Genomic DNA, 14507 nt, shown 5'->3' with positions numbered 1-14507 from the left:
TTATTTAAAAAATATCTAAAAAATATTTTGATAATAAAGGAGAACGGTGGAATATTGAGGCGAAAAACCTGGAAACTTGACTTATGCAAAAATAAAAAATTAGTACCATGGACAATCAACGTATCGCTGAATCAGAACTGATCATCAACAACCGCGGAGCCATATACCACCTCGATGTAAGACCGGATGAACTGGCTGACACCATCATCACCGTTGGCGACCCGGATCGGGTGGGATCTGTCAGCAAACACTTCGATAAAATAGAAGGCAAATTTCAACACCGTGAATTCGTGACCCATACCGGGTACATAGGTCATAAACGTATCTCTGTAGTATCTACCGGTATCGGTACTGATAATATCGACATTGTACTCAATGAACTGGACGCTTTAGTCAATATTGATTTTAATACCCGGCTGGTAAAACCAGATCTTACTTCCCTCAAGATCATACGCCTGGGCACTTCCGGCGCACTGCAGGAAGGCATCCCGGTAGACAGCTTCGTGGTTTCTTCCCATGGATTAGGCCTGGATAACCTTATGCCTTATTACGCCTTTGAAAATACTACAGCAGAAAAACAACTGCTGGAAGCCTTCCGCGGCCAGGTATTCCTGCAGCCCGGCGGCGCCAGCCCCTGCCTCTTTGAAGCATCGGCTGAACTGCACAATCATTTCAGGGATGGTTTTCATACAGGCATCACCGTTACCTGCCCGGGGTTTTATGCACCACAAGGCCGTGCTTTAAGAGGTACGCTCGCTAATCCAAACCTGATCGACAACCTCACCGGATTCTCGTACGAATCGCACCGCATCACCAACTTCGAAATGGAAACCTCCGGTATTTACGGTATGGGACGCGTACTGGGCCACCAATGCCTGTCGATCAGCGCTATTGTAGCCAACCGTATCCGCAGGGAGTTCAGCAAAGACGGAGGCGCCGCTGTAGCCGCACTGATCGAAAAAGGACTGGGTATTATCGCCACCCTCTAAGAGGGCACATGCATCGCTTATTTTTTTATCTTTGTTCCATGAACAATATCCACTTCTATAAATACCAGGGAACCGGCAATGATTTCGTAATCATGGATAACCGGAACGGACAGTACGACTGGCTTACAGACGAACAGGTGAATGAACTCTGCGACCGCCGCTTCGGCATCGGTGCAGATGGATTAATGCTGCTCAACAAAAGTGAAGACTACGACTTTGCCATGAAATACTACAATGCCGACGGCCGTGAAAGCAGCATGTGCGGCAATGGGGGCCGCTGCCTCGTAGCCTTCGCGCATAAAATGGGCGTTGGCGATGGTAACCTCTACTTCATTGCAGTAGACGGCGAACACGAAGCCACCATGGATGGCGATAACTGGGTAAACCTGAAAATGCAAAACGTGGATGATGTAGAACATGGCCCGCTTTACTATTATCTTAATACCGGCTCCCCACACTTTGTAAAATTTGTGGAAGACGTACAAGCCGTTGATGTATTTAACGAAGGGCGCGCCATCCGGTACAACGACCGCTTTGCAGCAGTGGGTACCAACGTCAACTTCGTACAGCCATTCGAATCCGGCATTTTTGTACGCACTTATGAAAGAGGCGTGGAAGATGAAACCTACTCCTGCGGCACCGGCGTAACCGCCGCCGCACTCACTTTTGCAGGTAAAGAAGAAAAAGAATACGTGGTGCCCGTACAAACATTGGGCGGTCAACTGGAAGTACGCTTCACCAAAACCGGCGAACGTACTTTCGATAACATCTGGCTCTGTGGCCCCGCTACACTGGTGTTTGAAGGCGATATCACCGTAAAATAAATCACTATCCAACCGTTTTTGCTCCCACCAGGTAGCGTGGGAGCAAAACGGCTACTCTCCCACTACCCGGACGCTGTTTACACCAGGCACCTATCCAAAGACTATAAACCAGGCAGCATGAATTACCATATAATGGCCGATGACAAATTCATCAATGATTTTATCAGGGATGCAGAAGCTGTGGCCCCCGGCAACAATACCTATATCATCAATACTACTAAAGCCAAAGCCACCTTTATCAAATCCGACCAGGTAACTTATCTGCCTTTTTATACACCGGCCTTTAAAGCGCTGCTGAAGAAAATTACTGCGCAGGACCGCCTTTTTATTCACTGGGCCTCCGAAGAAGCCATAGAGGCGGCTTTATCCCTCCCTGCAGACATAACCATCGGTATGTTCTTTTGGGGTGGCGATATCGTGGAAATACCGGCTTTCCGCTTTAAACACAGCGTGTACGGACCTATGAGCCTCCGGTACTTTGAGCAATTTGAAGAACGCCCCAAGCTAAAGCTGAATCCCATGCGGCCTAAAAGGGCACTTACTTCCTTTGCCCAGCGCTTCTTTAACTATAAAGCGCCCGACCGGAAAGTAGCCCGCACACGCGACCAGTTCTTTAAACGGCTCAACCTCTTCCTGCACTGGAATCCCATCGATTTTGAATGGGTACAGCGGCATTATACTACCCATGCCACATACAAGTACTTCTTTTACGATGTAAATCCGCATCCGGGCGAAGAAGAGCTGGCCATTATGAACACCCCTAAGGAGGAAAAGGTAACTACCATCCTGCTGGGCAACTCAGATACCTCCACCAACAACCACCTCGAGGCGCTGCACGCCCTGGCCAGGTATAAAGACGAGCCCATTAAGCTGGTGATCCCGCTCAGCTACGGCTATCAGCAATATGGCGATGTAATTGAAAAAGAAGCTATCCGGCTATTTGGACACCATAAAGTACAAGCCCTTCGCACCTTCCTCAACCGGGAACAATACTTCAAAATGCTGGCCCAGGTAGATATTGCCGTGATGTACCATTTCCGCACCCAGGCAGCCGGCAATGTGATTGCCTTGCTGCACCGGGGTAAAAAGGTGTTCATTCACAGCAACAGCACCCTGTATCAACTGCTGCAACAAAATCATGCCGCCGTTTTTGATGCCAAAGCCATTGACCACTTGGATTTTAAAGACTTTAGTACCCTGCTCGATAAAAGCGATGTACAGGAGAACATCCGCATTACAGAGGCACTCTTCAACAAACCAAAGAAATTTGGGGTGCTGGCGGAAGTATTGGGATAACGTTCAGCTTTATTGCTTCCTTCTCAGCTTATGAATCGTTTCGTTCACCGTGCTATTCACGTCGTCGGATACACGGAGTACCAGTGTAAGCCCTATAAATATCGCCGCAAACAAAGCGCCTTTAACGGCTATATCAATAATGGGGTGGATGATAAACGGTATCCAGGTGACGCCAAAATAGGCCACCAATGATACTCCTATCGCTTTTACACTATTGACCGTAAAAGGTTGTAATCCAAATCTTGCCCAGATAAAAGCATAACGGATCAGGTTAAATACCGCCATTGAAATGAGCGTGGCAAATCCGGAGCCTATCAATCCGTAATGGTTAATCAGGTAGAAGTTGAGCGGTAGTGATAACGCCAGCAACACGGCGGAGCTATATAAATCGTACCGCCATAGCCTGGAGGTAGCCAACAGCTGGCTATTCAGCCCCGTGCCCATATCTATTACCCTGGAAATTCCGTAGCAGAGCACCACGTATTTGGCGCTCGCATATTCAGGAGGCAACAATTTGAAAAAACTGTCGATGTTCAGCCAGATGGCCAGGAAAATGAACAAGGCGTAAATCAGTTGCAATAGAGAAGATTTCACATATACCTCTTCTATCTTATTCATATTCTTTTCTTTCCAGGCCTGCGCCAGCACCGGCAGCCCGATAGCAGAAATACTGCGCTGCGGGATCAGTATCAGCATCGACATGTAAGTAGCAATTGTCTGATAGGCCACATCATCCAACCCTTTCGTGCTTCCCAGGATCAATGGCGCCACATTGTTGGCCAACAGGTTAAACAGGATAGCCCCCAGCAGGGAAAATGCGTAGATGGACATTTTGGGTAGCAAACGGCGGCTTACTGTACTTACCCGGAACGTAAAATGCAGGAAATGATGCCGGTAAAGATATACCAGCAGCGCCACCAGCAATACCCCATATAGCAAGGAAAACAACCACAGGAAAGTGGTAATATCTATCAACTTGAAATAGTAGAGGAAGATCAGCAAGGTAGTCAGGAGCCGCATTACCAGCTCTTTCAGGAAGTTGGGAAATACTGTCAGGTGCCTCGCCCCGCTGTAACTTTCCACTACGGCAAAAAAGGCAAATAAGAATACGTTGGGATAAACGAGATAGAAATAGTCGACAAAAAGCGGCGATTTCTCAATAAAAGCATCAATGATCTGCTGCCGGAAGAATAGCGTAGCCAGGGTAAATAACCCGCACCCCGCCAGGGTGGCCAGCATCGCCCAGGTTAACATATCATTATCTTTATCCTTCAGGCGACTCGAATAATAGGGAAAAAACCGGCTGATGGTAGGCACGGTGCTCAAGGTGCAAACAGGCACCAGCATCATGGCAATTTCGGGCAAAAGCCGCGTCAATGCGAACTCTTCATTGGAAAAGAAATGGGGAAACAGGAAAACGATATTGATGCCACCAATGGCAAACCCAATATAAATCAATAAGGTGGACCTGATACTCTGCTGCTTGATTACTCCCATTTATATAAATATATTTATCTTTTTCCCTGATGTGCAATATTACGCCAATTGCTAACAGGATTCAACATTTTAACTACCTTTGCGCCCGATGATCCAGTATTTCACAAATATAGACTCCAAAACCGTTGAAATAAAACAGCCCGAAAACGGGGCCTGGGTAAATATAACCCCTCCCCTCAAACAGGCTGAATTTGAACAGCTGTCCGAGGAACTGGATATCCCGCTCGACTTCCTCACGGACTCCCTGGATATCGACGAAAAGTCGAGGTATGAACTGGAAGACAATGTAAAGCTCATTGTACTGAAAACGCCTACCGAAAACAATTCGATTAATGAAAGTGACGCCTTTTATATCACCATTCCTATCGTGATCATATTGACGCACCACCAGATCATTACCGTGAATTCATTCGACAATACCGCCATCAAGAAGTTCCTGAATACCTTCCATAACCGCTCCCCGGAGAAAAGGAATATGATGGTGCTGAAAATATTCGAAAAGGTGGTTATCAATTTCCTCGACTACCTGAAGGAAATCAACCAGCGGAGGAATATGCTGGAAGCCAAACTCTACGACTCCAACCGGAATGAAGAACTGCTGGGTATTATGCGTATCCAGAAAAGCCTGGTATACTTCGTAACTGCCCTGCGCAGTAATGAGTTGCTGCTGATGAAGCTGGAACGTACCAACTTCCTGGGGCTCAACGAAGATGAGAAGGAATTCCTGCAAGACCTGATCGTAGATACTTCCCAGGCGTTGGAAATGGCCAACGTATATACCAATATCCTCAGCAGTACGATGGATGCCTTTGCCAGTATCATCTCCAACAACCTCAACGTGGTGATGAAACGGCTTACCTCCATCACCATCATTCTCACCTTCCCTATGCTGGTAGCCAGCATCTACGGGATGAATGTAGATATCCCCTATCAGCATACCATGCATGCCTTCTATATCCCGGTCATTTTGTCGATCGCTATTTCGGTGGTGATCAGCTGGTATTTTATGAAGAAGAAATGGTTTTAGCCTAATTTATACAACAACATGCAAACAGGATTTAACGTAAGAGTATATGGTATCATGATCAATGATCAGCGCCAGGTATTAGTGAGTGATGAATATATCCGTGGCGGTTATTATACCAAATTCCCAGGCGGGGGCCTCGAATTCGGTGAAGGTACCCTGGAGTGCATTGTGCGGGAATGGCAGGAAGAACTAAACCAGGAGGTGAAAGTGGTAGAACATATTTATACCACGGACTTCTTCCAGATTTCTGCCTTCGACAATGAAACACAGATCATCTCTATTTATTACCTGGTAACTCCTACCTCGGCTTTTACCGCCAGCGTAGGCAGTACGCCCTTCGACTTCACCGTGCCGGAAGGCGTATCAGAAGTAGAACGCGCCCGCTGGATCGACTGGGACGAGTTTTCTTCGGCGGCCGTAACCCTGCCCATTGATAAGGTAGTGGCAGATATGGTAAAAGCAAGATACTAGTCTATTCGCTCACCACCGGATCAACAAAAGGATGTTCCTTCCCCATCGCTGCCGCCTTCATTTGTTTGGCAACATCATGCCCCAGGAAACGTTCTATCCGGTGTTCCAGTAAATAGATCAGCGGCGTGAGCACGATGGCTACCACAAATTTATAGCTGTAGTTCACCATACAAATCGCCAGCACCCGCTGCCAGCTCCAGTTATTACCGAGCTTAAAGGCAATATACAATACAATGAAGCTGTCTACCAGCTGCGATACGATGGTAGAACCGGTGGCCCTTAACCATACGTGCTTATCGCCTGTCCGTTTCTTAATACGATGAAATACTGTTACATCTACGATCTGGCTCACCAGGAAGGCAGTTAAGCTACCGAGTATAATCCACATGCCCTGCCCGAAGATACCCACAAAGGCCGATTGCATATTAGGCACTCCATCTGCGGCCTTGCTGCCCAGCCACCAGCCATCGGCCGGTACGCTCATGGCCACGAAAAACATGATAAAGGCATAGGAAATGAGTCCCACGGCGATATAGGAGATCCTGCGCACGGCTTTGGGCCCGAAGTACTCGTTCACAATATCCGTCATCACAAATTCAAATGGCCATAACAACACCCCTGCCGTAAGCGTATATGACAGGCCGCTCTCACCAAAGAGCGTAAAGGTATGTACAGGCAGTCCCAATAACTTCTCCAGGGAAAATAATTTTCCCCCAATACATTCCGCAATAAGCGCATTGGCCACAAAAAAGCTGGTAAATATGACAAAAAGCTTGGTAGGCTTGTCGTTTAATAGGTTCCGGATCATTTAATAATTAACTATGAGTTGAAATATAAAGATGGCAATGTTGCACAAATATACCCACGGAGGCAATGTCTTCCATTGTATTTTTTTTAACAATAATAACACCGCGGTGAGTATACATAAGATGCCATTCAGCGGGAAAGCGATGCCTACACCTAATATAAGCACATGATTCACCAAAGTATCCAGCGAATGGCTATACGTAGTGATACGCAGGATTTCACTGATCAGAAAGCACAGATTGCATATAAAAGCAAATTTTAAAAGGAACCGTATCCAGCGCATATTGAAATTTCGGATAAATTACAGTTATTTTTGTTTCTTTAAAACTAAATCCAAAATATCCGATGAAGCAAAACTGGCTAAAAGCCGTTCTCCCGCATCTCGCGGCAATAGGGATCTTCCTGTTGCTGGCCATGGCATATTGCGCTCCTGCCCTGGAGGGCAAAGTAGTAAACCAGGCCGACATGAAGAATGTAGAGGGAATGGCGAAAGAGGCAAAGGACTACTATGAAGCAACCGGTGATCGGCCGCTGTGGACGAACAGCATGTTTTCTGGCATGCCTTCCTATGTGATCTATACTGGTCCGGGTACCAACAGAATGGGGTACATGAACTGGATTATCACCCTGAAGACGCCCTTCCCTATCAACATGCTGTTCCTCGCCATGCTGAGCATGTACCTGCTGCTCTGTGTGCTGGACCTCAAGTACTGGATCCGCGTCATGGGCGCCATTGCTTTTGCGTTTTGCTCCTACAACGTGATTATCATTGACGTAGGCCATATCACCAAAATGTTCGACATTGCCCTGATGCCTGCTGTACTGGCGGGTGTTATCCTCGCCTACCGGGGCCGCCTGCTCACTGGCGCCGCATTAACCGCACTCGCTACCGGTATGCTGATCTATAATAACCACCTGCAGATTATCTATTATACCCTGATCATGGTAGCCTGCCTGGCTGTTGGTGCATTTGTACATGCCTTTAAAACCCAGCAGCTGCCACAGTTTTTCAAAGCTTCCGGACTGCTGGCCATCGCCGGCGCACTGGCTATTCTTACTTCTATGGATAGCCTGATGATCCTGCGGGAATATACCGACTATACCATGCGCGGTAGCAAGTCAGAGCTTACGCTGGACAAGGACGATGCCGCACAGAAAAAGTCTACCGGCCTGGATATCGACTACGCCTACGACTGGAGCTATGGTAAAGCCGAAACCGGCACTTTCCTTATCCCTGGTTATGTAGGTAACTCCTCTGCCCAAAAACTCAGTCCCAGCTCCCACTTTGGCGAGCAAATGGTGAGCCTGGGCGTACCTGCCGCACAGGTAGACCAGTTCCTGTCTCAACAAAAATTACCGATGTATTACGGGGCCCAAAGTAAAGGCACGTCCGGACCGGTATACGTGGGTGCCATTATCTGCTTCCTGTTCGTATTATCATTACTGTTAGTAGACAGCTGGCATAAATGGTGGCTCATTGCCGTTACCGCCATCGGCTTTATACTGGCCTGGGGTAAAAACCTGGCCTTTATCAACGACTTCCTGTTTTATCATCTTCCCCTGTACAATAAATTCCGTGCTCCCGCACAAGCGCTGGTACTGCCTTCACTCACATTTGTAGTATTAGGCTGCTGGGGATTACAGGAAGTGGCTGCCGGGAAATATACCAAAACAGTGCTGCTGCAAAAACTGAAACAGGCTTTGCTGATCACCGGTGGATTCCTGCTGGGCTTTGTGCTAATCACCAACTTCTTCACCGGCTTCAGCAGTGCCAGCGATGCCAGCATGCTGCAATATTTTGCACAGATGATGGGGGGCGAAGAAAATGCGAAGCTCCTGATCCGCGCCCTGGAAAAAGACCGCAGCAGCCTGCTCTTACAGGATGCCTTCCGCTCCGCAATCTTCATCCTGATTGCCGCCGGCGCCATCTGGGCTTATCTGAAAGATAAGATGACCTGGAAAGTTTCGGCCATCGTTATTACCGCTGCCGTAACTATCGACCTGTTGCAGGTAGACCGGAACTATCTTAACAGCGACAGCTTCGTGGATGATCTGAGCTTTATGCAGGCGCTGCAACCGTCGCCCGCAGACCAGCAGATCAAGCAGGATCCTGATCCTTACTACCGCGTGTTGAATGTTACCACGGCGCCTTTCGATGATGCATCGCCGTCGTACTTCCACAAGAATATTGGCGGTTATAGCCCGGCCAAATTGTGGCTCTACCAGGATCTGATCACACACCAGATTTCGAAAAACAATATGCATGTAATGAACATGCTCAACACCAAGTACTTTATTGTACCCGATCAGAAAACAGGGCAACCCGTCGCACAGCGTAATCCCGATGCATACGGTAATGCCTGGTTTGTAAAAGATATCATCTGGGCGCCTGATGCCAACACCGAAATGAAAACGCTGGATTACCTGAATACCCGCGACTCTGCGGTAATCGACAAGCGCTTCCAGGCACAGGTAGGTAACTTCAAACCGGGAGCCGACAGCAGCGCCGCTATTAAGCTCACCAAGTACGGACCTAACCAGCTCGAATATACGTCGCACAACGCCCAGGATGGCTTCGGCGTATTCTCTGAAATCTACTACCCTGCCGGATGGGAAGCATTTATTGATGGCAAGCCCGTAGATATTATCCGCACCGACTATGCCCTGCGTGGATTTAAAATCCCTGCCGGCGATCATAAAATCGAGATGAAGTTTGCGCCTAAAACATTTTTCACCGGTCTTAAAATTGCCGGTACCTCCTCTATCCTGCTGCTTGTATTGGTAGTATTGATATTTGGATGGGAGTTTTACCAGCAAATGAAAAGAGAAACGGTGCCGGTACCTGAAAAGAAAAAATAAACATATTATTCATATGAAAAAGGCCTGAGCGAAATATTCCGCTCAGGCCTTTTTATGATATAAAATACCGCTAGTATCGCTTTGAAAAAATATACCGCATCCCAATAAACAGGTGATGCGCAAAGTTGGGAATATGCCCGTAATACCGGCTCAATATCTTATACCGCTCCTTCCAGGCCAGCTGCTGATGCTGCTTGGAAGTACCTCCCACCCGGAAGCGCGCTACCACCTGGTGGGTATTACATATTTTTTGAGATGCCTTCAGCGTACGGATCATCCAGTCGATATCAGCGCATACCCTATACTGCAAATCGTACAACGGGCTTAAACTGCGACGGATAACATAGGCCTGGTGCGACACCACCATGCCATGTTTCAGGCTTTTCCAGGTGAGCTGATCCGGTACTTTATGCGGCGTTTGTTCAGAGCGTAAACCAATGTCTACCCCATTTTCATCCATAAACATGGCTTCTCCGTAATATACATCGGCATGGGCACAGGCCGCAAATAGATTGGCGATTACGTCGTTATCGGCCAATACATCATCGGCATTAAGAAACAACAGGTAATCGCCGGTAGCCAGCTGCATGCCTTTGTTCATAGCATCGTACAGTCCTTTATCCTTTTCTGAAAGCACCGTGGCAATACGGGAACGGTATTTTTCAATCACGCCCATGGTATTGTCGTGGGAGGCGCCATCCACAATGATGTATTCGATATGCGGATAGGTTTGCGACAGCACGCTTTGGATGGTACTTTCAATAAATTTTTCCGCGTTAAAACATACGGTGATAATACTCAACACCGGGGAAGCTGCACTCATGTATTAGTTATTTGCGGCGATGTTATCACCGATTCAAACAAATGATAATATTGTTCGGCTACTACCGGCATACTGAAATGCTGTTCGGTATGTACCCTGGCTGCCCGGCCAAATTGCCGGCAGGTAGCCGGATCACGCAGCAATGCCAGGGTGTTAGCGGCAAACTGTTCATGCTCTCCCGGCGGTATTACGTAGCCCGTGCGGCCATCGATCACTATTTCCCGGCAACCGCCTACGTCGAAGGTAATACAGGCCGTTTCACAGCTGCTGGCTTCTATCAGTACATTGGGCAGGTTGTCGGCCTTTGTCGGGTAAAAGAAGATATCGCTGGCACTGTAGCACTGCATCATTTTGATAGTATCCTTCACATAGCCGGTATACACACATTGCAGCTGTTTGAAGGTACCGGGCAAACGGTCATTTCCTATCATCAGCAGGTATACCGGGCTGTCCAGCTGCTCATCCAGCAGGTGCAGGATCTTAAGCAGCTCTGCCCCTCCCTTAAACTCGCTGGCAAATAAACGTTCGGATACAAAGGTGATCACGGGCGCATCGGCAGGTAATCCCAGTAACTGCCGGGAAGCGGCCCTGTCCTGCGGCCGGAAATAGGCGGTATCGATCGGGTTGGGAATATGATATAAGGGTTTTTCCCGCGTTAGCGGGCTTTCCCGCGTCATATCGTACAGCCAGCGGGAAGGCGATACGATGTGCAGGTTGCTGGCGGCATACAGCCGCTGCTTTCTTTTAATGAGATAGTTACCATTGGCTAATCCCATATAAGGCGCATGCTTATGTTCATTTTTCCCCGCCTTGCCTGCTTTCCAGGAGGTATCGCCGAAGCTATGGGCGGCGCTCCCGGTGAGCGCCCACATATCGTGCAGCGTCCACACTACCGGCGCGATGGCCGATAAACGGGGCAGTATCGAGGCATCGAAATAGCCTCCGTGAATATTGTGCAAACTGATAACATCCGGCTTAAAGGCAGCGGTATATCCCAGGATAGCCGGGGTAGAAAAAGGGAAGTATAAATATTGCAGGCCTACGCGGTTGGTCAGTACATTAATGCCCCGCTCTATCACGTTGCGCACCGTTCCCGGGCGCGTTACCGTAACCTTTGAAGATGAAGTGCGATGGGTGCCTACCAGGAAGTGATTATCAGTATGATAATATTCTTCCAGGCCGGTGGCGATGCGTTGCGCTGCTATGGCCGCCCCTCCGCTGTTTTCATATTTATTGATAAAAAGTACTTTCACGGGCTAATATTTAAAGAACTGTCGCATATGCGCCTGGAATACCTCCAGCGGCCAATCCCTCACTAATATACGGGGCAGGGCATATGGATTACTCCAGCTATGTACCTGTCCGTGGTAGTTGGCTGTTACCAGCTGTAACCCCAGTGCCTTACAGGCTTTGATGCTATCTGCATTATAATAGCGTTTGGTGCCCAGGAACTTGCGGCCGCCGAAAGGATAGGAAAAGTGTACTTGGGGGGTGCCCAGCACGCCTTCCAGTATTTCTTTAGACATGCCTATTTCGGTGTATTGTTCTTCGTAGCTGAGCATGCCCACGGCGGGATGCCGGTGGGTATGGCAACCAATAGCGGCATAATCCGCGCTTCCCATAGCTCTCACCTCCTCCCAGGTCATTAACCGGTGCGAAGGACGCCCGGTGGCTGACTTGCCCGACCAATCGTACAGCTGCTGCATAACGGACTCTATGACCGCAGGTTTACAAAAACGTAGTACCTGTTGCAGTGCATAGTATGTTTCGCGTATAGCCGTGAGCGTGCCGGTATTATATTCCCATTTCTTTCCGTCAATATTTACCGTTAATGCCAGCGGCAGTTGATCGCTGGTCAATAAAATACGCTCCAGGTCATCCCACCATAATTCAAAGCTGGTATTGATTTTAGACGTAGTGATATAGAACAGCGCCGGTACCTGCTCTTGTTGCAGTAAGGGCAGGGCTTCGTGGTAGTTATCGGCATAGCCGTCGTCGAAGGTGATAAACACCGAGCGTTCGGGGAATGCTTTTTTATTTTTTACGTGATAAAGAAACTGATCTGCATCCAATACATTGTAATCTGCCGCCAGGTGCGCCAGGTGTGCCCGGAAGTTGGCAGGGGTCACCGCCAGTTCCTGTGGGTCCTGCTCCAGGGTAGTGACCCGGTGGTATAACAGGATGACGGCCGGGCGCTGCACTTTGTTGGCTACATAGTGTGCGACAGCAAATATTTTTTGGCTCAGGTTTCCCATCAATGATATAACTTTTATGGTGTTATGCCTTCCTCGCTCTCACGGCAATGATAATTGGATATACGGGGTCCTGGTAGTCCAGTTCTTCCCGGGTAAGTTCTTCTGCTGCCAGGCCTTGCAAAATAGCTGTACAGGTGAGCACGTTGCCATAAGCGGAGACTTCCACATTTTCTTTTCCAAAAATTTCTCCAAATACCTTTTCAGCCGATTGTGAAGTAAACCGCCAGTAGTCGCCCCAGCGTGCGGCGTCGTAGGCCGATACCTGGGTAGCGCCACCCAGGGTAGCCAGCAATACCCCGCCGGGCTTTAGCAGATGCCAGGCGCCGGCAATGGCTGTTTTAAAATCGTAGATAAAGTTAAAGGTCTGTGTGCAGATGAAACAATCTATCTGGTTGGCAGGCAATGAGCTGGTATTGGTCAGATCACCCACAATAGTAACGTTTGCGCCGGGCTGTACATGCAGTACTTCAAAACTGGTGACCTGGCTGCCAAATTGTTTGGAATAACTGCTCTCCGCTATCTCCAGTACATGACCGTGAATATCGGCGCGGTGGGCTTCCAGGAAAGCGGCAATATAGTGGCGGTCTACCGGGGTGCCGCGATCGAATCCAAATTTGGTGGACATCGGCTGCAATCTCCTCAGATTATCCCACTGTACCGGCGATACTACGTCCCGCTTTAATTTCCTGAATATATTCCGAACTGTTTTAAGCATGCCCCGTTATTTTTTTCCAGTATTTTTTAAGTCTGTTTTTAATCTTCGCGGAAATGGTCATACCCGCATGATATCTCAGGAAGCGGGCAAACATTTTTTCCATCGCAAGGTTATTTTCTACCGGGATATCTGTTACCGGGATCTCATCCTGGTAGATTTCCGTATACAACCAGTCTTCTTCCTTGTAGTGATGTGTAGCCGAGGCTACATTACCATCGTGCCGTACCAGTGATTTTACCGGGTAAAGCGTTAGCATATCATGCAGATAGGCCGCGCCTCTCCAGCGGATAGCCCAGGAACTTACTTTTCCATGCTTATGCTGGTGCAACATGCGGAAAAAAGGATAAGCGCCCCAAAAGTCAAAAGCCCGTTTCAATCCTTTTTCCCTGATCCCGGCAATTACTTTGTCGGTATCTCTTTCAAACTTATCCCAGGCCCTGGACCAGGTACCCCAGCCTAAACTTCCCGGATCGTGCACCAGGAAGGTGCTGTGGGGATAGTTGGCCGGCATGTTAAACGGGTACAGGTAACCGTGTACCGCCAACAGCTTTTCATCCTTTTCGTATTTGGTCAACGCATCGTTCATGTATTTCAAGAAACAGGGCGATACGGTCAGGTCGTCTTCCAGGACAATGATCTTGCCATGTTTGGCAATTACTTCTGTGACCCCGTCAATTACGGCGGTGGCCAGTCCTTTGTTCTTTTCAGCTTCGTATACTACTACTTTACCGCACCAGGGCTGGCTATGCACAATGTCTCTTACTTCCTGTATCAGCTGTCGCTGTTCGGGACTGGCGCCGGCTTTGGCCCCATCGCAATAAACATACAGTGTACTCTCTGCCGCTTCTTTATTCTGTTGCAGGTGCTGCAGGGTATTGCGTGTGAGTGCTGGCCGGTTGTAGACAAATAATACGATGGGAGCAAATTCCATAATGCCAAAGGTA

Annotated in this window: 13 protein-coding genes; 6 read left to right on the top strand and 7 right to left on the bottom strand. The window is 48.4% G+C overall.

Translation table 11 applies throughout. The features are described from left to right. Positions 1-107 precede the first annotated feature (107 nt). From HGH90_RS10090 to HGH90_RS10080, 3 genes are all read left to right on the top strand, one after another. A complete protein-coding gene (locus HGH90_RS10090) occupies positions 108-989 on the top strand; it encodes a nucleoside phosphorylase (protein WP_168764113.1) in 882 nt (293 codons plus the stop codon). Positions 990-1027: 38 nt separating this feature from the next. Next, positions 1028-1813 carry a diaminopimelate epimerase gene (dapF, locus tag HGH90_RS10085; RefSeq protein WP_168764114.1) on the top strand — a complete coding sequence of 262 codons (786 nt, stop codon included), beginning with the start codon at positions 1028-1030 and terminating at the stop codon, positions 1811-1813. 117 nt (positions 1814-1930) lie between these two features. Next, positions 1931-3109: a TDP-N-acetylfucosamine:lipid II N-acetylfucosaminyltransferase gene (locus HGH90_RS10080; RefSeq protein ID WP_168764115.1), complete on the top strand. Its 1179-nt coding sequence runs from the start codon at positions 1931-1933 to the stop codon at positions 3107-3109. Between the two features lie 9 nt (positions 3110-3118). On the opposite strand, the gene HGH90_RS10075 is transcribed toward HGH90_RS10080, so the two are convergent. Next, positions 3119-4606: a polysaccharide biosynthesis C-terminal domain-containing protein gene (locus tag HGH90_RS10075; protein WP_168764116.1), complete on the bottom strand. Its 1488-nt coding sequence runs from the start codon at positions 4604-4606 to the stop codon at positions 3119-3121. 88 nt (positions 4607-4694) lie between these two features. On the opposite strand from HGH90_RS10075, the gene HGH90_RS10070 reads away from it, so the two are divergent. Both HGH90_RS10070 and HGH90_RS10065 read left to right on the top strand, forming a co-directional pair. Then, positions 4695-5633, top strand: coding sequence for a magnesium transporter CorA family protein (locus HGH90_RS10070; protein ID WP_168764117.1), 939 nt, complete (start codon positions 4695-4697; stop codon positions 5631-5633). Positions 5634-5651: 18 nt separating this feature from the next. Further along, positions 5652-6104, top strand: coding sequence for an NUDIX hydrolase (locus HGH90_RS10065; RefSeq protein WP_169190997.1), 453 nt, complete (start codon positions 5652-5654; stop codon positions 6102-6104). Between the two features lies 1 nt (position 6105). On the opposite strand, the gene HGH90_RS10060 is transcribed toward HGH90_RS10065, so the two are convergent. Beyond that, on the bottom strand, positions 6106-6912 hold the full coding sequence (locus HGH90_RS10060; RefSeq protein WP_168764119.1) for a queuosine precursor transporter: 807 nt from the start codon (positions 6910-6912) through the stop codon (positions 6106-6108). 344 nt (positions 6913-7256) lie between these two features. Between HGH90_RS10060 and HGH90_RS10055 the strand changes: the two genes are divergently transcribed. Then, positions 7257-9770, top strand: a complete 2514-nt coding sequence (locus tag HGH90_RS10055; protein ID WP_168764120.1) for a YfhO family protein — start codon at positions 7257-7259, stop codon at positions 9768-9770. Between the two features lie 70 nt (positions 9771-9840). On the opposite strand, the gene HGH90_RS10050 is transcribed toward HGH90_RS10055, so the two are convergent. Genes HGH90_RS10050 through HGH90_RS10030 form a run of 5 tightly spaced genes read right to left on the bottom strand, consistent with a single transcriptional unit; the run spans position 9841 to position 14494 of the window. After that, positions 9841-10593 (bottom strand): glycosyltransferase family 2 protein, encoded by a 753-nt coding sequence (locus tag HGH90_RS10050; protein ID WP_169190996.1) that lies wholly within the window; start codon positions 10591-10593, stop codon positions 9841-9843. Continuing rightward, positions 10590-11846 (bottom strand): glycosyltransferase, encoded by a 1257-nt coding sequence (locus HGH90_RS32100; RefSeq protein ID WP_169190995.1) that lies wholly within the window; start codon positions 11844-11846, stop codon positions 10590-10592. Before HGH90_RS32100 ends, HGH90_RS10050 begins: the two co-directional genes overlap by 4 nt. A gap of 3 nt (positions 11847-11849) precedes the next feature. Next, the gene (locus HGH90_RS10040) at positions 11850-12848 is read right to left on the bottom strand and encodes a polysaccharide deacetylase family protein (protein WP_169190994.1); all 999 of its coding nucleotides are present in this window, start codon (positions 12846-12848) and stop codon (positions 11850-11852) included. Positions 12849-12870: 22 nt separating this feature from the next. Beyond that, positions 12871-13563: a methyltransferase domain-containing protein gene (locus HGH90_RS10035; protein WP_169190993.1), complete on the bottom strand. Its 693-nt coding sequence runs from the start codon at positions 13561-13563 to the stop codon at positions 12871-12873. Next, positions 13556-14494 carry a glycosyltransferase gene (locus tag HGH90_RS10030; RefSeq protein ID WP_168764125.1) on the bottom strand — a complete coding sequence of 313 codons (939 nt, stop codon included), beginning with the start codon at positions 14492-14494 and terminating at the stop codon, positions 13556-13558. The genes HGH90_RS10035 and HGH90_RS10030 overlap by 8 nt, the downstream gene beginning before the upstream one ends. Positions 14495-14507: the final 13 nt, after the last annotated feature.

It is taken from the genome of Chitinophaga sp. Ak27 (genome assembly GCF_012726295.1).
Taxonomy (GTDB): Bacteria; Bacteroidota; Bacteroidia; order Chitinophagales; family Chitinophagaceae; genus Chitinophaga.
Note: the sequence above shows the minus strand (reverse complement) of the source record. Positions and strands in the feature narration are given on the sequence as shown.